The sequence below is a fragment of the Halorubrum sp. SD690R genome, from assembly GCF_005435035.1.
In the GTDB taxonomy this organism is placed as follows: domain Archaea; phylum Halobacteriota; class Halobacteria; order Halobacteriales; family Haloferacaceae; genus Halorubrum; species Halorubrum ezzemoulense.
Genome location: NZ_SGTV01000014.1, coordinates 20,861 through 41,978, shown reverse-complemented (window position 1 = coordinate 41,978; position 21,118 = coordinate 20,861). Strand labels below are relative to the sequence as shown.

The following is a 21,118-nucleotide window of genomic DNA, read 5'->3' as shown; positions in this document are numbered from 1 at the left end:
CCGCGCGGAGGCGCGTAGCTCCCCCCGCGACGACACGACAGCATCATGTACACTATCGCAGACCTCCCGATCGACAACCGACTCCGGACCGTCCAGTACGACCTCGAGCTCGAAACGGCCCTCCGCCGGATGTTCGAGAACGACTACACGCAGGTCGGCGTCGAACGCGACGGCGAGCTCGTCGGGATTGTCACCTACCGATCCGTCGTCCGGACGCTGCTCGCGTTCCACCAGCTGGACGTGGGCCACAAGACGCTGGACAAGATATCGGTCGGGGCGGCCATCGAGGACGCGCACACGGTCAGCGAGGACGAGACCGTCCTCGCGGTGTTCGACGCGCTCGCGGAGCACACGTACATCGTCGTCGACGGGGGCGAGGCGTGGCAGATCCTGACCGACTACGACCTCCTGACGCGGCTGAAGCGGATGCTCGAACCGTTCCTGCTGATCGAGTCGATCGAGATGCGGCTTCGCGAGCTCCTCGCGCGGGCGTTCGGCGACGCGCTGTCAGACGAGCTGGCCGCGACGTTCGACAAGGACCACCCGCTGCCGACGCCGGCGTCAGTCCACCACTGTAGCTACGCGCACTACGCCCAGTTCATCTCCATCCACTGGGCGGAGTTCGAGCCGATCTTCGACGACCAGCAGGACGTGATCCGCGAGCTCGTGCTCGAAATCGGCGACATGCGGAACCGACTCTTTCACTTCCGGGTCGACGACCCGGAGGAGTTCGACCGCGACCTCCTCCGGTTCGGCCAGTCGTACTTCTCTTCCGTGTGAGTCTCGCCGAGCGCGGAGGCGCATCGTCTCCCACCCCGGCTCAGTCGGGCTGAACCAACTCCATTCCCTCTCGGACGGCCTCGCGTCGACCGAGCAGCGTGACGTGGTCGCCGCGGTTTACCACCGTGTCCGCGCTCGGCACCGCGACCGACTCGCTGTCGCCGTCGCTGAGAACGGCGATGAGGCAGCCGTCGGGGAGCATCGGACCCACCTCGCGGACGGCCTTACCGATCAGTTCCTCGTTGGTGACCTCGATCTGTTGGACATCGCCGGTCTCCCCGATGTCGGTCATCCAGTGGGCGAGGTCCGGTCGCTCGATCTGATTGTCGATGGCCCACGCGGCCGACATCGCGGCCGAGATCGTACCCACGCCTAGGTCTTCGAACGCGTCGACGTTGTCGGAGTTGTTCGCCTTCGCGAGGATCTTCTCGACGCCGAAGTTCGTCTTCGAGAGCTGCGCGACGAGCAGGTTCGTGTCGTCGTCTCCGGTGGCCGCGACGAGGATCTTGGCGTTCTCCGCGCCGGACTTGCGCAACACCTCCGTGTCCGTCCCGTCGCCGATCACGGCGGCGAAGCCGTCGTTGCGGAGCGATTCGACCGTCGCCTCATCTTCCTCGATGATGACGACGTTTTCGCCGCGGTCTTCGAGGCGCTCGGCGAGCGCGCGGCCCACCTGTCCGCCTCCGACGATGATGACTCTCATGGGTATCACGTTGAGGTACTGTGCGATGTACCGCGCCAGCCCGCCTTGGACGAGGGCGGTCACGAAGATGACGAGGAACACCGTCCCGATCAGCAGGTCCGCCTGCTGCGCCAGCGCGGGGTCGTTGAGCTCTGTGGCGGCCGCCCGAAGCTCGGTGGCGAACAGCGTCGCGACCGACGCGGGGATGATCCCGCGCGGCCCGATCGCGCTGATGAACAGCCGCTCGGAGAGGGTGAACCGGTCGCCGACGGTCGAGACGAACACGAGCAGCGGCCGGATCACCACCGCGACCACGACGACCACGCCGAGCCCCGCGAGCCCCACGTCGAATATCGCCGCGGGGGGGAGCTGCGCGGCAAGCGCGATGAACACGAACGCCAGCACGAGCAGCGTGATGTCGCCCTTGAAGTCGGTTATCTCCTCCTTGTATGGGATGTCCACGTTCCCGAGCGCCAGTCCGGCGGTGGCGGCGGCGGCGACGCCGGCCTCGCTCGCCAGCTGGTTCGCCCCCGCGTACGCGGCGAGCGCGCCGGCGAGGGCGAGCAGCCGTGCGTTCCGCGGCGCGGCCCCGGGCGACAGGTCGACGTACCGGAGCAGGTAGTAGAGGATGCCCGCGACGATGAGGCCGACGAGCAGCCCCTCTCCGAGGCGGAGCGCGAACCCCTGAATCAGTCCCTCGCCCGCGACAGTCGGGTTCACCGTCTCGAAGAGCACGACCGCCGTGATCGCCGCCGTCACGTCGTTGACGATCCCCTCCGTCTCCAGGACGGCTGCGACCTGATCGCGGACGGGGACCACCTCGAGGATCGGGGAGATGACCGTCGGGCCGGTGGCGACGAGCAGCGCCCCGATCACGAACGAGAGCTCCCACGGGAGCCCTTCGAGGACCCGGACGGCCACCGCGGTCCCGACCAGTGCGATGCCGGCCCCGACCGTGACGAGTCGGACCGCCGCCCGGGGCGCCTGCCGAATGCGCGCGAACTCGAGGTGGAACGCCCCCTCGAAGACGATGATCGCGACCGCGAGCCCGACGATCGCCGGGAGCGAGTCGCCGAAGCTCTCGCTCGTCACGATCCCGAGCCCCGGTCGACCGATCGTCACCCCGACGAGCAGAAAGAAGATGATACTCGGGACGCGGAGCCGAGCGGCGAGGATCTGCGCGAGGACGCCGAGTCCGATGATGCCGGCGACGAGTGGGATCAGAAACTCCTGTGACACACTCGGTCCTCCGTGCCCTGATTCACTTTTTGCTGTATTATAAGTCAGTTGGTGCGTCCCTCGGCCGCCGACCCGGCGCCGATTCGCCGCCCGTTGCGCGACGACCTGCCCCCGGACGTTCCGTTCCGCTGGCGACGTGTGAGCCGCCGGTTCACCGTCCGTCCCTGTCGAACGCCAAGAGAGGGATTACGCCGTCTCCACGAGCCGGTCCGCTATCCGTTCGAGTTCGTCAGCCTCGCCGACGGCGTCGAGCCACCGATCGGGAAGCGTCGATGCGCCGAACCGCGCACCCGCGACCGCACCCGCGATCGCCCCGATCGTATCGGCGTCTCCGCCGCGATTGACCGCGGTCACGATTGCCTCCTCGGCGCTCTCGGCGGACAGCCCGTCGTGGAGTGCCGTCCGTAGCGAATGAACGACGTAGCCCGACGTCTCCAGGTCGTCGAGCGAGTCTCCCCGAGCGAGCGGCCGAAGCGCCGTGACGAGTTCAGCGGGTGCGTCCGTACCCACGTAGTCGAGCGCATCCCGTAACGGCGCGTCCGCGTCGTCGAGGAGCCCAGCCACCGTGAGGTTCAGGATCCCGCACCCGTACGTACACCGCGGATCGGCGTGCGTGATCCGCGACGAATCCCGGCTCACCTCGACGAGTCGCTCTCGGTCCGCCGCGTACGGAACTGCGAGCGGCGCGCACCGCATCACGCTCCCGTTCCCGGCGTTCTGCCCCTCCGGGCTGTGTTCCCAGACGTGCCGGCCCGCCTCGTCCCACTCGCCGCCGTGCTTGAGTCGGCTCAACGACTTCATCGTCATCCGGCCGATGTCGAACGGGTCGCTGTCGTACCACGCGACGAACCGCTCCGCGATGTCCGCCGGATCGAACTCTCCCCGCTCGACGAGGCTCCGCGCGATACACAGCGCCTGCTCGGTGTCGTCCGTGATCGTCCCGGCGGGCTGGTTCCACGTTCCGTGGCCGACCATCTCGTCGAGTCGCCCGTGACCGGTACGGATCCCGGACGCGGACATGAACTCGACCGGCCGACCGAGCGCGTCGCCACAGGCGATCCCACAGAGGACACCGCGGGCCCGATCAACGTCCATACGTCACACGACACGAGCCCCCACGAAAAGTGTCGGGTGACGCGCACCGGCTCCGGCAGCTCTCGCTCTCGGAGTCGACGGCTCTGGTCGACCCGTCCGCCGTCGGCACCGATCCGGCCGTATTCGTTCGTGGGGACGCCGGTCCCGATCCGAACCCGGATCGAAATTCAAATATCCGAACACCTGTAACAAGATATGTTCAAATGACAGAGGAAAGCAGTTCTACCCGGGTTCCCAGTCAGCCGGTCGTCGTCCAGGAGGACACCCATCAGAACGAGGTCCCGGACAACATCGACTCGGAGCTGTACTCGGCGGACAGCCCGGACAACTCGTTCCACGAGTTCACGATCGAGCGCGGAGACGAACTCGTCGAGGCGCTCCGCGACAACGGCTACACGGTGGAGTTCAGAGAGTGAAAGCCTACGGATTCTCCGACGCACAGTGAATCTCCGCAGCGGACGACGCGTCACTCCGAACGAACTGCCGAGGGTGGCCGCTTCGCGTTCATCGATGCTGCGGTTACCGATGCTGCCTTCACTCGGCGCCCGTATAACGCGTCACCGTTCGAGGAGCTCTCAGGGTTCGCTTCCGCGGTGCGGAACGCCGGGGTAAGTGTTAAAATGCTGCCTTGTCAATTAACATACCATATATGAAGATTGAGGTTAACGCCCTCGGAGAGTTTAATCGCCTCGCTCATGACGGGTCGAAACAGGCCGCGAACTCACTCGGACAGTTGACCGGTGTCCGGCCGACGGTCGAAGCGACGAGCATCGATCTCCTCCGGCGTCGAGATATCATCGCTGACCTTCACAATCAGGATCTCATCGGCATTTCGAGCGAATTCTCCGGGGGTATCGCTGGGACAGCACTGCTCGTCTTCAACGAGGCGGGCGCGAGGACGCTCGCGAAGAGCCTTCCCGGTGACGGCGCCGAGGCGATCGGTCTCGAATCGCGGCTCACGGAACTCGGAAACATCATGCTTAGCGGGTTCATCGACGGGTGGGCGGACTATCTGAACCAGGCTATCGATCAGCGCCCACCGACGTACCTGACGGGAGGCGGGACGGACATCATCCCGGACGCGACGCCGATCGATCAGGCGTCGAATCAGGTGCTGACGGTGAACACAACGTTCGAAACGTCGAGCGCAGTCGTCGAAACGACGGCGTACGTATTCCTCGAGGAGGCGTCGTTCAGGCATATTCTCGATACCCGGCTCACCAGCGAGTCGACGCCGATACCGCTGGACAAGCTCCAGGTGTTCAGCCGAATGGCCGCGAAGGGCGGCGACACCGCAGGCGACAGCATAACGATGATGACCGGGATCGACACGTCGGTTACGGTCAGCCGCATGAGCTTCCTTCAGGTCGAACAGATCGGACCGCGACTCGGTGACGAGCAGCAGGTGGGCGTCGTTGCGAAGCTAACCGGCCTCCCCACCGGCTACGTCCTTGTCCTGTTCGACGAGCCCTCCGCCGAAACAATCGCAGAGGCGATGGGTACCGGAGCGGTCACCGACGGATTCGACGGAATTCACGAGAGCGCGATCGAAGAGATCAGCAATATCATGATCAGCGGATTCGTCGACGGGTGGGCGAACGTGCTCGGCACGTCGAACCAGCATACCCCTCCGGAGTTCGTCCACGACTTCGCGTCGGCTATCGTCGATCCGATAATGCTGGATCTCGCGACGACGCAGGAGTACGTGTTCGGGTTCGACACCCTCATTAAAACGGCTGGGGACGCCGTGAGTTGCAAAATACTCGCCCTCCCACGGGCCGAGGAGCTCAAGGAGGCGCTCGACGAACTCTCGGTCGGCGAACTGTCCGCTGACGTCGAGGCAGAAATGGAGGCCGACCCCGAGTCCCTGTTCCAAGAGCACGTCGAGTAGCGCTTTGGGTGCGGTGATGTCGTCCGAAGTCATCGCGTCGCCCAGCGGCTAACGGTCGACCCGGAAGTCACGAATCCGCCGGTGCGCTGGAACGGAGGGCGACTGGAACCACCGGCTTGAACAGGCCCGCTCATCCCGTGCGCCGGCGGCTCTTCTCGTCGTTGGCGAGATTCGTCTCCGTCACGGCGAGGTCCCGCGGCGTCGATCGTCGCACGGTGAGGTCATCTCTGCCGGTCGTCTCGCCGGCGTCGAGACTGTATTGTGCGAATTGTACATAAGCTAACGGGACCAGCGATGAACGACGTGCCGATTTTCATCGTTCACGCACACACGGGCGGGGGGGCCACTCCATTTCTCTGAGACGCGTCTGTGAGGTCGCGATCTGAGACCAAGCCGTCTCCGAGACCGGAACTCCCCGACTACGTCGAGGGAGCGGACCGGCCTACCGTGGTTTCACCACCGCATCGCAGTCCGGACACTCCGCGAAGACACCCGTATTCCCGTCCCCGTGATCGTACTCAATGATCTTCCACGCCGCGGGGATCTCGCGGTCGCAGCTCGGGCACTGTCCGAGCGGCGCCGAGCTGTCGGTCATTAGGGGGGGAAAGGGAGCGTGCGACTCTCTTTCCGTCCACCAGTTCGCGGTTAGCTGGATTAAACATTCGGCAGAAATGTGTCGTAGACACACAAGCACTCGTTCGGTTCTCGCTTCGATCTATTGCCCGACAACTCCGAGGGCCCACGCGACCGTCGGCCGAGACTTCACCGGTGGGCCCCCGCTGAACAGTGAGTCACTTCGCCGTTAGGGGCGTTCGCCGGGTGCGTAGTCCGTCCGCTCTCGACACATACCTCCCGACGACCGGGCGGCCCGTCTCACGCCGGTCCAGAGACGACCGGCGGGACTTACCGATCGGGGCCGAGACTGAGTCGTATCCCGGCGAGGCCGGCAAAGAGGAGCGCCCGTCCCACCGGCCCCAGCGGGGTGGTCGGGGACGTCGGCCCGGAGAGGCTCAGGTCCCCACCGGCGCGACGCCGACGAGACTCGGTGCGACCCCCACCCCCATCAGCTCCGGATTCATGTCGAGCGAACGATTGCGGCGACACGACGTGAAGTTTGACACGGTTTCTGTCACGCCGCCGGTGAGTGGCCTGGGTGACGCGCGGAACGCGATCGACGGGAAACGCGTACGACGCGGTCCGGTCTGTCGAGCGCTGTCGGAGTTCAACGGCGACAGCGTACCGGACGCGCTTCTAGCCGCTCCGCCGGTCGGCGCCGGGTCCTGGATCACACCGAAGGTCGGCCTCGGCGATGTGACGCCGCACACGACACCGATCCACTCGACTCTCGCAGTCGCAGCGACCGACTCCTCGGCTCCGCCGTCGCATCAGAAGGCCCTTAACTAATCAGTTAGTAAGTTGAGACAGAACGAAATGGGATCGGAGACAAAATCCGAGATCATCGACGCGACGAATTCGGTGCTGTGTGAGCACGGGTACGCCGGCCTCACGGTACAGAAAATCGCCGACGAGGCGTCGATGACCACCGCCGCGATCCACTACCACTTCGACACGAAAGCGGAGTTGCTGAACGCGTTCCTCGACGACCTGATCGAGCGGTTCAAGACGAAACTCACGTTCGAGGCGACCGACCCGCGCGACCGGCTCACAGCGTTCCTCGACCACGCCTTCACACCGTCGGATCCCGCCGCCGACGGCTTCCCCGTGGCGATGATGGAGCTGAAAGCCCAAGCACCCTTCCAGGAACTGTACCGGGAACGGTTCCTCGAACTCGACGACATCGTGTGCGAGGTCGTCAGGGAGATCGTCGCCGACGGTGTCGACGGCGGACACTTCGCCGAGACTGACCCGGACGAAGTCGCCAGGCTCGTCACGACGACGATCAACGGCGCACACGCCCGACACGTGGCGCTCGGTGAGTCGCTTGACGACACGCGTCGGATGCTCGAAAACACGCTGGAACTCCACCTCGGCTGGCAGCCCCGATCGGAGGTGGTCGCGTGAGCTTCTTCAAAGGCCAAGAGGAGCTCAACCTGACGGAGGGCGGCATCGTCAAACCGCTGTTTTTCCTTTCGCTTCCCATCGTCATTACGAACCTGATGCAGACCGCCTACAACCTGGCGGACACGTTCTGGCTCGGCCAGTACTCGACGGAGGCGCTGGCGGCTATCTCCTTCGCGTTCCCGATGGTGTTCCTGCTCATCTCGCTCGGGATGGGGCTCTCGGTCGCCGGGAGCGTCCTCGTCGCCCAGCACACTGGCGCCGAGGAGACGGAAAAAGCCGAGTATGCGGCCTCGCAGACGGTCTCGTTCGCGTTCATCGCCTCGGTCATCTTCGGAGCGATCGGGTATCCGTTCGTCGAGGAGTTCCTCGCGTTCCTCGGCGCCTCGCCCGAAGTCCTCCCCGGCGCGACGGCGTACATGCAGGTGGTCGCGCTGGGCTTGCCGTTCATGTTCGGATTCTTCGTGTTCATCTCGCTGATGCGCGGCGCGGGCGACACGATCACGCCGATGCTCGTCATGTTCGGGACGGTCGTCATCAACGTGATCCTCGACCCGTTCCTGATCAACGGTTGGGCGGTTGGCCCGATCGCGTTCCCGGAACTCGGAATTCAGGGCGCCGCTATCGCCACAATCTTCTCGCGGGCGCTGGCGATGCTCGTCGGCCTCTACATCATGCTGTCGGGAACGCGAGGGATTCAGATCAACGTCGCCGATATGAAGCCCGACCTCCAGTATCTCCGGAAGATCCTCCGAATCGGCGTCCCGGCGTCGATCGAGGGGACCGGTCGGGCGCTCTCGATCAACGCCCTGCTGATTGTCGTGGGGCTGTTCTCGACCTCGGTCGTCGCCGCGTTCGGTATCGGAACGCGGGTGTTCTCCGTCATCTTCCTCCCCGCGATCGCCGTCGCGCGCGGCGTCGAGACGATGACCGGGCAGAACGTCGGGGCCGGCAAGTACGACCGCGCACAGGAGGCCAACTACGTGGCCGCGAAGGGACTGTTCGGGATCCTCGGCGTCGTCGGCGTCGCCATCTTCTTCGTCCCGACACCAATCGTCTCGGTGTTCACCGACGACCCGGCCGTGCTCGATGTCGGTGCGCAGTTCCTCCGGTACGTCGCGCTCTCGTTCGGGTTCATCGGGATCCAGCGGGCGTTCACGGGCGGCTTCCGCGGCGCCGGGAAGACCCTGATCGCCGCCGCCATCTCTATCACGGCGCTCGCCGTCATCCGGCTGCCCGTTTCCTACGTGGCCTCGCAGGGCATACTCCCGACCGACCTGTGGTTCCTCGGCCAGCCCGACGTCCGGGGCATCTGGATCGCGTTCTTCGCCTCGAACGTCGCCGGGGCGGTCATCGCGTGGCTGTGGTTCCGACGCGGGACGTGGCGTGCGGGCGACGTTCGCGGGACGCCGGACCCCGGCGGCTCCGAACCGGGACCTGAACCGGACGACGCTGAGGCCACCATCGGGGACGACTGATCACTTCAGCCGTATCCGAAACGCACCGTCGACGCTTTCGGCCCCGTGGACGGTCTCGGGGCCGCGCGTCGCGGCGCTCGCCCCGTACACCGGTAGAACTGGGCAGTCGCCGCAGCGGGCGTTGTCACGCACAGACGCGGAGCGGGTCCACCTGCGCCGATCGCCCGCTACAGCGCGGCGCGCGCCGGTCAGACCGATGAGACGGAGACGGACCCGTCGGGTTTTCGGCGGACGACCTCCAGCGAATCAGCGCTCTCGATCAGGACGCCCTCGCCCCCTGCCGAGCGGTGGTTCATCCGGATGATATTCCCGCAGACCACGTTGCCGTTCCGAACGGGGTCGACTCGCTTCGTGTGGCCGACGATCTGTGGTGGGGCCGACGGATCCAGGTGCGTGAAGTCCAGCCAGCAGAGCCCGGCATCGGGGCCACGGCCGCCGTCGCTGCCGAGAGCGAACACGCGGCCGTGTCGTCGTTCGAGCCGCTTCTGTACCGTTCTGTCGTCGCCGTCGACGGCCAACAGCTCGCTCGCGGCGTTCCGGACTACGTCGTTTACCCTCGTCACGTCGAACGGTTCGTTCTGTCCGGCGTGACTGTAGCGATACTGATATCCCTCGAAGGCGGCCGTGACAGCTCCCTCGCTGGCTCGCCGGAGAAACTCGCGCCGGTCCGCCGCGTCGAGGCCGGTGGAATACGCACCCGGCCACCGGACGAACGACGGGAGCAGAATAGCCAACTCGTGATTCCCTAACTGGTATCGGACCCGCCCGGGCGGGGCTTCCTCTTGGAGTCGCCAGACCATCTCGAGACACTCCTCGTTCGCCGGCCCCCGGTCGATCACGTCGCCGTTGACCACGAGTACGTAATCGTTGTCCGCCCAGTGGAGCCGGTCAGACTCATCGGCCCGTACGAGGTCCGGATACTGCCCGGAGTCACCGACGGCGAGCAGCGCGCTTCGAGCGTCCGTGAGGTAGCCGTGGATATCACTGACGTGTACGATCAACGGGTCGCCGGAGGTTCGTTCGACAGTAGCGGGCGGAACACTCATGTCGGTACACCTTGGTCTTCGACCCCCGAAGTCGTTTGGTGGAGATCGAGCGGACCGTGGGTGATGTAGCGTGATTTATTAGCGTGACTCTCTCAGGTTGAGCAGACCACGTGACGACGTGCTGTTGGGTAGAGTATCATCATGGACCGAACGGACTTGACGCCGGACCCGAACGAGCTGCTCGAGGCGGCGCTCACAGATCCCGAATCGTTCGACGCCGCGCGGACCGCGCGGGTCGTGGCGCAGCTCGAGCACGACGACGAGGAAGTTCAACGAGCCGCGTCGTGGGCACTTCGATTCGTGTCCGCGGAGACGCCCGAACTCGTCGACGCCTGTGCCGGACGGTTCCGACGAGCGCTTCGCGATCCAGCGGCCCGGTCGGTCGCGCTTCGAACTCTCGCGGTGCTCGACGACCACAACCAGGAGGCGGTCGCCGAGATCATCGACGGGGCGGTCGAAGCCGGGTTGATTGACGAGTCACTTGCCATCCGGACTGTCGCCGGCTATCAACCCCCCGAGTTCGAATCCGGCGGGTCAGTGATCGCGGACGAAGGGGACGAAGCGATCTCACCGACCGAACCCGCCGTCGCGGCGGACCGAGAGGAGTCGACCGGCTCCGCGGACGGCGAGGACGCGTCGCCGACGCCCGGACATCCCCCAAACGAGCCCCCTGCGAAGCCACCCCGACTCGACCGATCGCTGACCGAACACAGGTCAAGAGAGGCTGCTGAAGCAGCCGGCGATTCAGACGCCGAGCGCATCCAATTCGCGACGAGCGGGCGCGAATTCACCGCGACGTGCCGCCGGGGTGTGATCGCCAGCGGTATGCATGACGACGCCTTTCGGGACGCGATCGAGCGGTGGCGTCGGATCGACGATCATGACGCTGTCGCACGCGTCGTCGACGCCGGAACGCGCCCCGTACCGTGGCTCGTCTCTGAGCGGGGCGCACCGGGGCTCCTCACCGAGAGAGAGACGCCGGTCTCACCGGCTGAAGCCAGGTGGATTCTGTTACAGATCGCCGACGCGGTTCAGTACGCACACGCTGCGGGCGTGCTTCACGGTGCGATGTGGCCGGGCGTGATTACTGCGGTCAACGCCGTCGAAGACCCTGACGCGTGGGCCTTTCCGCGGGTCAGCGACTGGGGACTGCGGGAAGTGTTCGGGCCGGAGACTACGTTCTCCGAGATACCCGACTCGTACGCGGCACCGGAACACGTCGCTCCCGACCGATTCGGCGGGGTCGACACTGCGACCGACATCTACGGGCTCGGTATGATCGGGCACGAGCTACTGACGGGCGCCGCGCCGACCCGCGACGACGGGACCGTTCACACGCGAGACGTCGTGACCGGTATCCCCGAAGGACTGTCCACAGTCTTGCTGAAGTCGCTGAGAACAGCGAAGATGGAGCGATACGCCTCTGTGGCAGCGTTCAAACGAGACTTGTTATCGTGACCAGCAATGCGTGACCGCGTCGTCGAACGTGGCGGGAACGAACTGATGACGGCGACTCTCGGGTCGAGCGCGTTAGAGCCGGGACCAGCGGTCGTTAGTACCTCGTCACCGGTACTCGGGGTCAGCGTCACTCGGTTCGTCGCCCTCGTCCTCGTGCTGGCCGCGTGCCTCGGAACGGCGCGGTACGCGCTGGTAACAGCGCGACACGAACCGCATGACACGCTCGTGTGGCGGTACGTCGCGTTGTCGACGGCCGTCGGTGGAGTGTTCTCGGCGCTGTTGCTGGCCGAGACGATTCGCCCGGCAGTTGGAACGGTTCTCGTCGCGTTCAGACTCCTTTCACAGTTGTTCTTTGCCGTCTTCCTCGCCTTGTCACTCCGAGAACTGTACTACGCTCAGCCCGCGACATCGACCGAGGGAACCCGGATCTCGCTGTCGACGGCCCGACGGATCGAGACTGGATTCATGCTGCTCGCCTTAATCCAGTTCCCGCTCGTTGTCTGGCTCGGACCGACGGTGGTCGCGGAGGTGATCGTCGCGACCGCGGCGGGTGCGTTCACCGTTTACGGGGTCTCGTTCGGACAGGCGATCCGGGCGCGTCGGTTAACGCACGGGACCGTCCTCGATGCCACCGTCACCTACGTGATCGCCGTGCTGATCTGTGTGGGGACGGTGAGCGTTATACAGGGCGCCACCGCCACTTCGCTCCCGGCGCCGGCAATCCGAGGGGCCGTCAACGTGCTCTTGGTGATGATAGGGACCTTCCTGATTAGTCTCATTATCAGGCTCAAGCGGAGTGCCGACGCAGCCAGCGCTAGTGCCTGACGACCGGAAACTGCTCGGCAGCACGGAGCGGGACGCGCGGGGAAAACGACAGCAGGTGACGCCACGCTCGAAGGCGAGCGTTTACGTCGGAAGACGCCAAGGGTAAGTCAACACATATGGTAGCCAGCGACACACGGTCTGTCGACGAGCTAGAGCGACGCGTCGAGGCGATCGCCGCGACGGAACCGGCCGAGAGGAGCCCGGACGATCACGCGCGATTGACCGACGCCCTCGTCGCGCTCGCCGACGCCTACGGCGAACGCGGAGCGTTCGACGCTGAGGCCGAGACGATCGCGCGGCTGGACCGGCTCCGCGGCCACGGCGGAGCCAACGACACGGCGGTCCACCTCGCGAACGCCCTCGCGAACGCGACGAGCGTGCGGGACCGTGACGACCTCTACGAGACCGCGATCGACCCCGGCCGCATCGAGGCGTACCGAGACCGAATCCAAACGCTGTACGACCGCCGCCCCGAGCCGGCGATCGCGGCGCCGCTGGCTCGGGCGACCGCCGAGACGATCCACGCGAACGGGAAAGGGGATCGTCGCGATCGGATCGAACCCCTGGTTGACCGTCTCGAAACGCTGTACGACGCGCATCCCGAGCCGGACGTCGCGGCCGCGCTGTTGCGGGCGTACGCTCACGCGGAACTGTACCTCGGCGAGGAACCCGAGAGCGAGGAGACCGCTGACGTGCCGCTGGGCCGCAACGCCGGCGCCGACACGGGCGACGACCATCCCGATTCGGCGGTCGAAGGTGACCGCGTCGCCCGCGCGGAGGAGCTGTTTCGAACCCACCCGGACGGCGACGTCGCCGCCGGCCTGGCCGGCGTCCTCGCCGGCCGAACGAACGCCGACGCCAAGCGGACGGACGTCGAAGCGATCGAGGACCGGATCGGTCGGATCGAAGCGCTCGCCGACCGGTACCCGGCCCGGGAGGAGTCGATCACCCGCTGGCTCCCGGTCGCGACGGCGAACGCCGCGCGCGCCGGCTTCGAGGCGGCCGACATCAGTCGGGTCGAACACTGGGCGAGCGAGACGGCCGCGCACCACGAGCGACTCTCGACGCCGTCGAGTGCGACGTGGGCGGCGGTGGCGGCGTTCTTCTCCGCGCGCGCGTCATTCTTCGACGGCGACATCGACGCGGGCGAGACGAAGCTCGAACGCCTCGAAGCGCTCGAAGACCGGTACGAGAACCCGGTGTTCGCACACTGGCTCGGCCGAGCAATGTTCGACGCCGCCCGGAGTTACGTCGAGAACGACCGATCCGAGCGCGCCCGCGAGATGGTCGACGAGCTGTCCGAGTTCGCGGTGGGCCACCAGGACCGCGAAGAGATCGAGGCTGGGCTGGAGGCGCTCCGCTCGCACGCGCCGCACCTGTTCGACGAGCCCGACGACTCGGGTGGCGAGGCCACGGACTCGGTCGAAGTGACCGCCGGGCCGGTCGCCACGGACGACGGCCCGGACGAAACGCCGAGCGAGACGCGGCCGGACGGCGTCTCTCGCGAACCGGACGAGACGAGTGCCACCCCCGACGCAGACGAGGCCACCGCGGCCGACCGGGGCGGATCGACGGCCGACTCGGCGGACGACGACTCGACGGACGCGCCGGGGTGTGGGAACTGCGGCGACGACGGCTGCGGAAACTGCGGCACGGGCGACGACCTGAAGGAGCCGGCGTCCGGTCCGGTGCTCGCTGCCGTCGGTGCGGCGGTAGTCTTCGTCGGGGTCTCCGTTGCGTACACGCTGTACCGCGCACAGCGCGCGCTCCGGCGGTCGGTCGGATCGCAGTGACGAAGCGAGCCACCCGTCGGCGCCCGCCCTGACCGCCGACACGGCGACGCCGCACTGTGCCGCACCGGCTCCTGTCGCGCAATGCCACAGACTTTCCGTGCGGCGCTGTTCGAACGCGTATGACGATCGATACCGGCGATTCCGTGACGATCGAGTATACGGGCCGACTCGACGACGAAACAGTGTTCGACACCACCCGGCAGTCCGTCGCCGAGGAGGCGGGGCTCGCCGAAGCGCAACCCGACAGAGAGTACACGCCGTTGACGGTCGAAATCGGGGCCGAGCAGGTCATCGAGGGGATGGAGGAGGGACTGATCGGCTTAGAGGCGGGAGACACGGAGACGCTGACGATCCCGCCGGAGAAGGCCTACGGCGAACCCAGCGAGGAACACGTCCAGGAGTTCGAGACCGCGGAGCTCAGAGAGATGCTCGGCGGACAGACGCCGGAGGAGGGCTCGTATCTCGAGGCTCAGAACGGGAGTCAGGGAGAGGTCGTTCACGTCGACGAGGAGATCGTTCGGGTGGACTTCAACCCCCGCCTCGCCGGCGAAACGCTGACGTTCGACGTGGAGATCATCGAGGTCAACTGAGTCCGACTGGGGTGTCGGTGCCCGCCGCACACGGAGAGCCGCACCTCGGGAACGTCCCCCACGAGTTATGTTCGTCTGGGAGACAGTTCCGTTGTGAACGACGAGCTCTTCGAACGCATTCTCGTCCCGATAGCGAGTCCCGAAGACGCGGAGGCGACGGCGCGTGCGATCCGGCCGCATCTCGACGCGGGGACCACGCTCATCGTGACACACGTCACGCGGGGGACCGACGCCGAGACGACGATCAAGACCGGTCGAGACCAGTTCGCCGGGGCGACCTACGAAACGTTCTCGGACATCCTCTATCGCCGCGACCTCGAGTTCGAGTGGGTGACGCTCGAAGCGCGCGAGGTCACGGAGGCGCTCGTCGACGCGGTCGAGATGACCGCGGCGACGGTGGTCGCCTTCACGCCGCGCGACATGGACACGTGGAAGCAGACGCTGGCGGGCGACCCCGGGAACCGACTCATCCGAGAGGCGGCCGTACCGGTGATGGTCTTCCCCAACCAGCAGTCCTGAGAGGCCGTGCCGCTCCGCGTCGCGGGGCGACGCCTCGGGAGCTGAACCCGCGACGGGTCACTCCGAACTGAACTCGACGCCCGTGACTTCGAACCGGGCGCCGTCCCGAGCTCCGGTAGTCACCCGGATGTCCCATCCGTGTGCTTTCACCACCTGATTCACGATGTGTAGTCCGAAGCCGGTCCCGTTTCGCGTGGTGGAGTAGCTGGGTTCGAACACGCTGTCACGGTTCTCTTCCGGAATCCCCACACCGGTGTCTTCGACGTAGAACCCGTCGTCCAGTTCCCCGACGGTAACCGTCACGTCCTCGCCTCCGTGCTCGATCGCGTTACTGATGAGATTTTCGAACAACTGGCGAAACCGACTTTCATCGGCACGAACACTCCGGCTGATAGCCGTTCTGAGCGTCGCCTCAGTGGTAGCGACTGTCCGCCAGCAATCGCTGGCTACATCCGCCGGGTTCACTCGCTCTAACTCGCCCATCTGTTCTCCGACGCGAGCGAGCGCAAGCAGATCGTCGATCAAGTCCTGCATCCGCTCGTGAGACCGGCGCACCGCGTCGATATGCTCACCGTCGTCCTCCTCTCGTACCAACTCCAGTCGGCCCTTCGCGACGTTCAGGGGGTTCCGTAGGTCGTGCGAAACTATCGACGCGAACTGGCTCAACTGCTCGTTCTGATCTCGGAGCTGTTCCGTCGTCCGCTTTCGCTGGAGTTCCACCGTCACCCAGTTGCTCATCAGGTCAACCAGCGTCTCCTCCCAGTCCGTGAACCGATCGGCCCGGGCCGCAGTGTCGTAGAAACAGAACGTCCCGTACACGTCACCGGTGTCGAACACCGGGGCTCCGATGTACGACGAAATCCCCCACTCGGTGAATCCCGCCCGGCCGGTCTCCTCGGGCGCATCCCGTTCGACGTCGCCGATCACGACCGTCTGTCTGGTGCTCGCTACTAGTTCACAGTTCGTCGCCGAGACCGGAACTACGTCGCCGGGCTGGATCGTCTCACGGTCCGTGTCGACGAACTCGAAGACGTATTCGTCGTCGTGAATGCTCGAGAGGGTCCCGTACTCGGTTCCTAACTCCCTCCGACCGAGCCGCAGAAGCGCTTGTACTTTCTCGTCGAACGACAGATCCGGGTCCGAAGTGACGTCGTACAGTTCGTGAAGCGCCCGCTCTCGTTGCTTCCGCTCAGTAATGTCGTGAACGGCCCCTCGGAGCGTCGTGACTTCACCGTTTTCGACGTGAGGGTCGCCGCGGATCTCCATCCACCGATCCTCGCCGTTAGACCGCTGGAGGCGGGCCTCTATCGCGAACGATTCCCCGTGAGTAAGTGCGTTTTCGACCGCGGCTTCAACCCTCGGCCGGTCTTCCTCGACGTAGATGTCGGCGATGTCCTCCAGTGAGGGCGCTCGGTCGCCCTCCCAGCCGATGAGCTCGAACAGGTGGTCGGACCAGAACGCGTCTCCCGTCTTCGGGTCGACCTCCCAGCCGCCGACATCGGCGACCCGTTCCGTGTGATCGAGGAGTTCGACGACGCGATCAAACTCACGCTCGCGTTCTCGCCGCTCAGTTATATCCGAGGCGATACCGACGGTCCGATACACTTCTCCGGCCTCGTTTTTCACCGGAACGGCCCGGTCGTACACCCATCGCGTCTCTCCGTTCGGCCGGACGATGCGGTACTCCTCCTCGTAGGAGCCAGTCGACTGCGGATCGAGGATCTCTTCGACTCGGTCTCGGTCCTCCGGATGGATGGCGTCCGCAAATGACTGCGGGTCCTCGTACAGCGCGTCGGGCGACCGGCCCCAAATCTCCTCGTACGCGGGGTTGACGTAGAGCACTTCTCCCTTCGTCGGGTCGGTCATCCAGACCATTTCCTGGATGTTCTCGGCCATCTGCCGGAACCGCCGTTCTCGCTCTCGGAGTTCGTCTTCCATCCGAACACGCTCCGAGATGTCTCGGAGAACGCCGACGAACTTGCGTTCGCCGCCCTCCTTGAACGTGCTGAACGATATCGAGACCGGCACCTCGTGTCCCTCTCGATGCTGGGCGGAGAATTCGATCGCCGTCCAGTCCAGCGACCGGTCGTTCGTCTCCAGGAACCGCTCCATTCCCTGCCGGTGGCCGTCTCGGTACCGCTCCGGTATCAAGGTGAACAGCGAGTCGCCTCTGAGGGTCTCCGGGTCGTACCCGAACAGGTCTTCGGTCGCTTGGTTTACGAACTGGATCGTGTTCGTGGAGTCGACGGTGAGGATGGCGTCGCTTGAGTTTTCGGCGATCGCCTCGAGGCGCCGCTTGGTCCGTTCGGCCTCCCGCTCGGCTCGCCACTTGTCGACGACGTTTCGGATCCGATTGGCCAGAACGGCGTACTAATCGGTGCCGACTCCCTTCTGTAAATAATCCGTAACGCCCGCCGAAATCGCATCGCTCGCGATGTCCTCGCTTCCTTTCGCCGTGAACAGTATAAATGGAAGATCGGCGTCCCGCTCGCGAACGGCTTCGAGAAGTTCGATCCCGTTCCGCTCCGGCATGTCGTAGTCGGAAACAACGCAGTCGATGTCCGTTTCAGCGAGTGTGTCGAGTCCGTCACTCGCGCTCCCCGCGGATACGACCTCGAAATGACTGTCCTCTCTTCGGAGATAGGTACTGACCAATTCCGCAAGGTCGGGATCATCGTCGACATGTAAAATGCGGATTGAGTTCACTTTCTCACTCATGTGACGCCTTACTGTTAGATATATAATTACATAGTAATAAGTCCCCTATAGAAATGTAACTGAACGTGAACCAAGACGCAGCACTCGGGTAGTGTTTATGAGCGAATGTCGGCCTCGCGCCTCCGGTCTCGACCGTGGTAATAACCGTGATCAGACACCGAGAACGGGCACTCGCCCGTCGGTGCTCACTCCTCGCTCTCGTACGTCTCGCCGACGGCGGAGGGGGTCCGCGTGGAGCCCCAGATCGTCAGGACGAGGATCACGCCGGCGTACGGGAACAGATTAACCAGCCTGTTCGGGACGTTGATGCCGACCGTCTGTAGCTGGATCTGTAACATGTTCAAGCCCCGAACACGAGCGCTGCGGCGGCCGCTCCGAGCGGGTTGTAGTTCCCGAACAGGTAGGCGACGATGCCGATCCAGCCGCGGCCGCTGACCATCGTGTCACCGGTGCCGGTGAACGACCCCGCCTGTGCGAGCAGTACCGCGCCGCCGAGGCCGGCCATGACGCCGGAGAAGATCACTGCCGCGTATCGAACACGCGTCAGGTCGACGCCGGCCGTGTCGAGCGCTTCCGGGTTCTCCCCGGCCGCTTGGCTCCAGTATCCGTACCTCGTGTCGTTGAGGAACTTCCACGCGGCCACGGCCACGACGGCCGTGATCATCACGAGCGGTGACGCGTCGAAGAGGATCCGCCCGAGCACGGGGACGTCTGTGAGCACGGGGATAGCCAGGTTGTCGATGCTCTCGAGGCTCGGGCTGTTTCGGCTGTCCCAGACGAGCACCGCCATGAACGGCCCGAAGCCGAGCCCGACGAACCAGAGCGCCAACCCGGCGACGATCTGGTCCGCCTCGTATCTGATCAACAGGACCGCGAACAGCACTGCGAACGCGAGACCGACCAGCACCGAGGCGAGGATCGCGAGCCAGATATCGCTCTGCCCCGGATCGCCCCCGCTGATGATCCACATCGTCGTCGCCGCGGTCGCCGCCCCGAAGATCATGAACCCCTCGACGCCGATGTTGAAGACGCCGCTCTTCTCGGCGTAGAGACCGCCGATGGCCGTCAGCGCGATCGGTGTCGCGGCTTGAAGCGAGCGCTCCACGAACCCGATCGTGACGATCTCGCCGATCGGTAGATCCAGCGCGACGGCCACCGCGACGGCCGCGGCGACGAGGGCGGCACCGCCCCCGATCCGGAGTCGGTTGCCGTCTGCGTAGCCCGCGAGACTCATCGGCGGTCACCCCCTACCCCGGTCCGCACGGCGGCCGTCCGGAACAGTTCCGGCACGGCGACGAAGAGGATGACGAGCCCGATGACCCCGTCGATGAGCTGTACCGGAACGTCGGTGTAGATCCCGATGTGGGACCCGGCGGACTCGAGGCCGCCGAAAAGTAGTCCTGCCGGGACGATGCCGATCGGGTTGTTCGCGGCGAGCAGGCTCACGGCGATCGCGTCGAACCCGTACGTCCCGATGCCGCTCAGGTCGGTGTAGCAGCCTTGGATCATAATTGCGAACACCGCGCCGGCGATTCCCGCCACCACCTCCGAGAGGGTCATCGTCGAGACGACGGTCCGTTCGGCGTCGACGCCCGAGTACGTCGCCGCCGACTCCTGGTGGCCGCTCGTCACCATGTCGTATCCGAATCGGCTGCGCTCCACCACGACGGAGATCACGACGACGGTCGCGAGCGCGATTCCGGACCCGACGATCGAGAAGCCGGAACTGTCGAACACGACGCCGGGTAGGGAGACGTACTCCGGAATTCGCTCCGTGTTCGGGGCCGCGTTGCCTTCGCCGCGGAACGGGTTCTGGACCAGCCACCCCACCACCCCGACCGCGATGAAGTTCAACATGATCGCGGACGTGTCGCCAGCCCCCGGGCAGACGGCCTCAAGTGCCTATAGGACGAATGGTTCGTATGACTACGCAGCCCGAAGCTATCGCGGGCGTTGCGGACGTGGACTGTTCCGAAACGCGAGCGCTCGTGACCGGTTCGACGAGCGGCATCGGCCGCGCTGCGGCGCTCGCGTTGGGGCGTCTCGGTGCCGATGTCATCGTCCACGGTCGCGATCAGGAGGCCGGGGCGGCGGTCGTGAACGAACTCGACGCGCTCGGGTCAGACGGTCAGTTCGTTCGGGCCGATTTCGCTGACCCCGACGCCGTCCGAGAACTGGCCGCGACCGTCCGCCGGACGACTGACGGCCTTGACCTCCTCATCAACAACGCGGGCGGCTTCTTCCGAAGCGGGCGGCTCACCGACCTCGGCGTCGAGTACACGTTCCACGTCAATCACCTCAGCCCGTACCTGTTGACCGCGGAGCTGCTCGACCATCTCACCGCCGGCAGTCGAATCGTCACGACGGCCTCGGCCGCGCACCAGGGGACGTCACTGGACCTCTCGCGGGTTCAGACGCTCGACGAGTACTCCGGCATGTGGGCGTACAGCCACTCGAAGCTCGCGAATATTCTCTTCTCGAGTGAACTCGCTAGACGGCTCGACGCCGCCGACCGAGACGTTGTCTCGAATAGCATCCATCCCGGTGCGATCCCGGGAAGTGGGTTCAGTCGGTTCCTCCCTGGACCGATCCCCCGCGTCCTCGAAGCGCTCGACGGTCTCCCGATCGTCACGAGCGTTGCCGAGGGGGCGGCCGAGATTCTGGTGCCCGCCCTCTCGCCGCGGACAGCGACGATCTCTGGACGATACTTCAGCGATCAACGGCCGACACAGCCGTCCGCTCCGGCACAGGGCACCTATGCGGCGCAGCGTCTCTGGAATGCGAGCGCGGATCTGCTCGGGATAGCTACGCCCCTCGCAGAGGGTGCTGAATGAACTGGGCGTTTGCGACAGTACGATATCCACTTCGTCTTTAGAAGCATTCAACAGAGCCACGTTTGCTAGCTGATAGAGGACCATGGCGGCTGTGACCGATCATTGGTTGTTACTGTCGGTTTGTGACTTTGTGCTGACAAGAATTACAGAC

The 21,118-nt window shown here is 65.4% G+C and carries 17 protein-coding genes and 2 pseudogenes; 12 read left to right on the top strand and 7 right to left on the bottom strand.

The window, feature by feature from the left end; translation table 11 throughout:
* Nucleotides 1-45: 45 nt before the first annotated feature.
* On the top strand, nucleotides 46-780 hold the full coding sequence (locus EXE41_RS10225) for a CBS domain-containing protein (protein WP_137690942.1): 735 nt from the start codon (nucleotides 46-48) through the stop codon (nucleotides 778-780).
* A 40-nt stretch (nucleotides 781-820) separates the two neighbouring features.
* Here the strand turns inward: EXE41_RS10225 and EXE41_RS10220 are convergent, their stop codons facing one another.
* Together EXE41_RS10220 and EXE41_RS10215 are read right to left on the bottom strand one after the other, a co-directional pair.
* Nucleotides 821-2,701 (bottom strand): cation:proton antiporter, encoded by a 1,881-nt coding sequence (locus EXE41_RS10220; RefSeq protein WP_137690941.1) that lies wholly within the window; start codon nucleotides 2,699-2,701, stop codon nucleotides 821-823.
* Nucleotides 2,702-2,887: 186 nt separating this feature from the next.
* Nucleotides 2,888-3,796, bottom strand: coding sequence for an ADP-ribosylglycohydrolase family protein (locus EXE41_RS10215; RefSeq protein WP_049931026.1), 909 nt, complete (start codon nucleotides 3,794-3,796; stop codon nucleotides 2,888-2,890).
* A 203-nt stretch (nucleotides 3,797-3,999) separates the two neighbouring features.
* Between EXE41_RS10215 and EXE41_RS10210 the strand changes: the two genes are divergently transcribed.
* The 5 genes from EXE41_RS10210 to EXE41_RS10190 all read left to right on the top strand — a co-directional run bounded on the left by EXE41_RS10210 (nucleotide 4,000) and on the right by EXE41_RS10190 (nucleotide 9,184).
* Nucleotides 4,000-4,212 carry a hypothetical protein gene (locus EXE41_RS10210; RefSeq protein WP_049931028.1) on the top strand — a complete coding sequence of 71 codons (213 nt, stop codon included), beginning with the start codon at nucleotides 4,000-4,002 and terminating at the stop codon, nucleotides 4,210-4,212.
* Between the two features lie 233 nt (nucleotides 4,213-4,445).
* Nucleotides 4,446-5,687, top strand: a complete 1,242-nt coding sequence (locus tag EXE41_RS10205) for a chemotaxis protein CheC (RefSeq protein ID WP_049931030.1) — start codon at nucleotides 4,446-4,448, stop codon at nucleotides 5,685-5,687.
* Between the two features lie 1,107 nt (nucleotides 5,688-6,794).
* Nucleotides 6,795-7,091, top strand: a complete 297-nt coding sequence (locus EXE41_RS10200) for a hypothetical protein (RefSeq protein WP_137690940.1) — start codon at nucleotides 6,795-6,797, stop codon at nucleotides 7,089-7,091.
* A 27-nt stretch (nucleotides 7,092-7,118) separates the two neighbouring features.
* Nucleotides 7,119-7,709: a TetR/AcrR family transcriptional regulator gene (locus EXE41_RS10195; RefSeq protein ID WP_137690939.1), complete on the top strand. Its 591-nt coding sequence runs from the start codon at nucleotides 7,119-7,121 to the stop codon at nucleotides 7,707-7,709.
* The gene (locus EXE41_RS10190; RefSeq protein ID WP_094520667.1) at nucleotides 7,706-9,184 is read left to right on the top strand and encodes an MATE family efflux transporter; all 1,479 of its coding nucleotides are present in this window, start codon (nucleotides 7,706-7,708) and stop codon (nucleotides 9,182-9,184) included. The genes EXE41_RS10195 and EXE41_RS10190 overlap by 4 nt, the downstream gene beginning before the upstream one ends.
* Nucleotides 9,185-9,372: 188 nt before the next feature.
* Here EXE41_RS10190 and EXE41_RS10185 read toward each other — a convergent pair whose 3' ends face one another.
* Nucleotides 9,373-10,230, bottom strand: coding sequence for a metallophosphoesterase (locus tag EXE41_RS10185; RefSeq protein WP_094552470.1), 858 nt, complete (start codon nucleotides 10,228-10,230; stop codon nucleotides 9,373-9,375).
* A gap of 402 nt (nucleotides 10,231-10,632) precedes the next feature.
* On the opposite strand from EXE41_RS10185, the gene EXE41_RS10180 reads away from it, so the two are divergent.
* The 5 genes from EXE41_RS10180 to EXE41_RS10160 all read left to right on the top strand — a co-directional run bounded on the left by EXE41_RS10180 (nucleotide 10,633) and on the right by EXE41_RS10160 (nucleotide 15,415).
* Nucleotides 10,633-11,688: a hypothetical protein gene (locus EXE41_RS10180; protein WP_158294410.1), complete on the top strand. Its 1,056-nt coding sequence runs from the start codon at nucleotides 10,633-10,635 to the stop codon at nucleotides 11,686-11,688.
* A gap of 6 nt (nucleotides 11,689-11,694) precedes the next feature.
* Nucleotides 11,695-12,513 (top strand): hypothetical protein, encoded by an 819-nt coding sequence (locus tag EXE41_RS10175; RefSeq protein ID WP_137690938.1) that lies wholly within the window; start codon nucleotides 11,695-11,697, stop codon nucleotides 12,511-12,513.
* A 116-nt stretch (nucleotides 12,514-12,629) separates the two neighbouring features.
* On the top strand, nucleotides 12,630-14,306 hold the full coding sequence (locus EXE41_RS10170; protein ID WP_094519733.1) for a hypothetical protein: 1,677 nt from the start codon (nucleotides 12,630-12,632) through the stop codon (nucleotides 14,304-14,306).
* A 143-nt stretch (nucleotides 14,307-14,449) separates the two neighbouring features.
* Nucleotides 14,450-14,896 carry a peptidylprolyl isomerase gene (locus tag EXE41_RS10165; protein ID WP_049931060.1) on the top strand — a complete coding sequence of 149 codons (447 nt, stop codon included), beginning with the start codon at nucleotides 14,450-14,452 and terminating at the stop codon, nucleotides 14,894-14,896.
* A gap of 93 nt (nucleotides 14,897-14,989) precedes the next feature.
* Nucleotides 14,990-15,415 (top strand): universal stress protein, encoded by a 426-nt coding sequence (locus EXE41_RS10160; RefSeq protein ID WP_049931046.1) that lies wholly within the window; start codon nucleotides 14,990-14,992, stop codon nucleotides 15,413-15,415.
* A 57-nt stretch (nucleotides 15,416-15,472) separates the two neighbouring features.
* On the opposite strand, the gene EXE41_RS10155 is transcribed toward EXE41_RS10160, so the two are convergent.
* The 4 genes and pseudogenes from EXE41_RS10155 to EXE41_RS10140 all read right to left on the bottom strand — a co-directional run.
* Entirely contained in the window at nucleotides 15,473-17,764 is a 2,292-nt protein-coding gene (locus tag EXE41_RS10155) for a PAS domain S-box protein (RefSeq protein WP_256370417.1), read from the bottom strand.
* 21 nt (nucleotides 17,765-17,785) lie between these two features.
* Entirely contained in the window at nucleotides 17,786-18,133 is a 348-nt protein-coding gene (locus EXE41_RS10150) for a response regulator (protein ID WP_137690936.1), read from the bottom strand.
* A 185-nt stretch (nucleotides 18,134-18,318) separates the two neighbouring features.
* Nucleotides 18,319-19,367: pseudogene (locus tag EXE41_RS10145) on the bottom strand (ABC transporter permease).
* Nucleotides 19,364-19,996: pseudogene (locus EXE41_RS10140) on the bottom strand (ABC transporter permease); the annotation flags it as partial. The pseudogenes EXE41_RS10140 and EXE41_RS10145, both read right to left, overlap by 4 nt.
* A gap of 59 nt (nucleotides 19,997-20,055) precedes the next feature.
* Here EXE41_RS10140 and EXE41_RS10135 point away from each other — a divergent pair.
* Nucleotides 20,056-20,967: an SDR family NAD(P)-dependent oxidoreductase gene (locus EXE41_RS10135; protein WP_086219278.1), complete on the top strand. Its 912-nt coding sequence runs from the start codon at nucleotides 20,056-20,058 to the stop codon at nucleotides 20,965-20,967.
* Nucleotides 20,968-21,118: the final 151 nt, after the last annotated feature.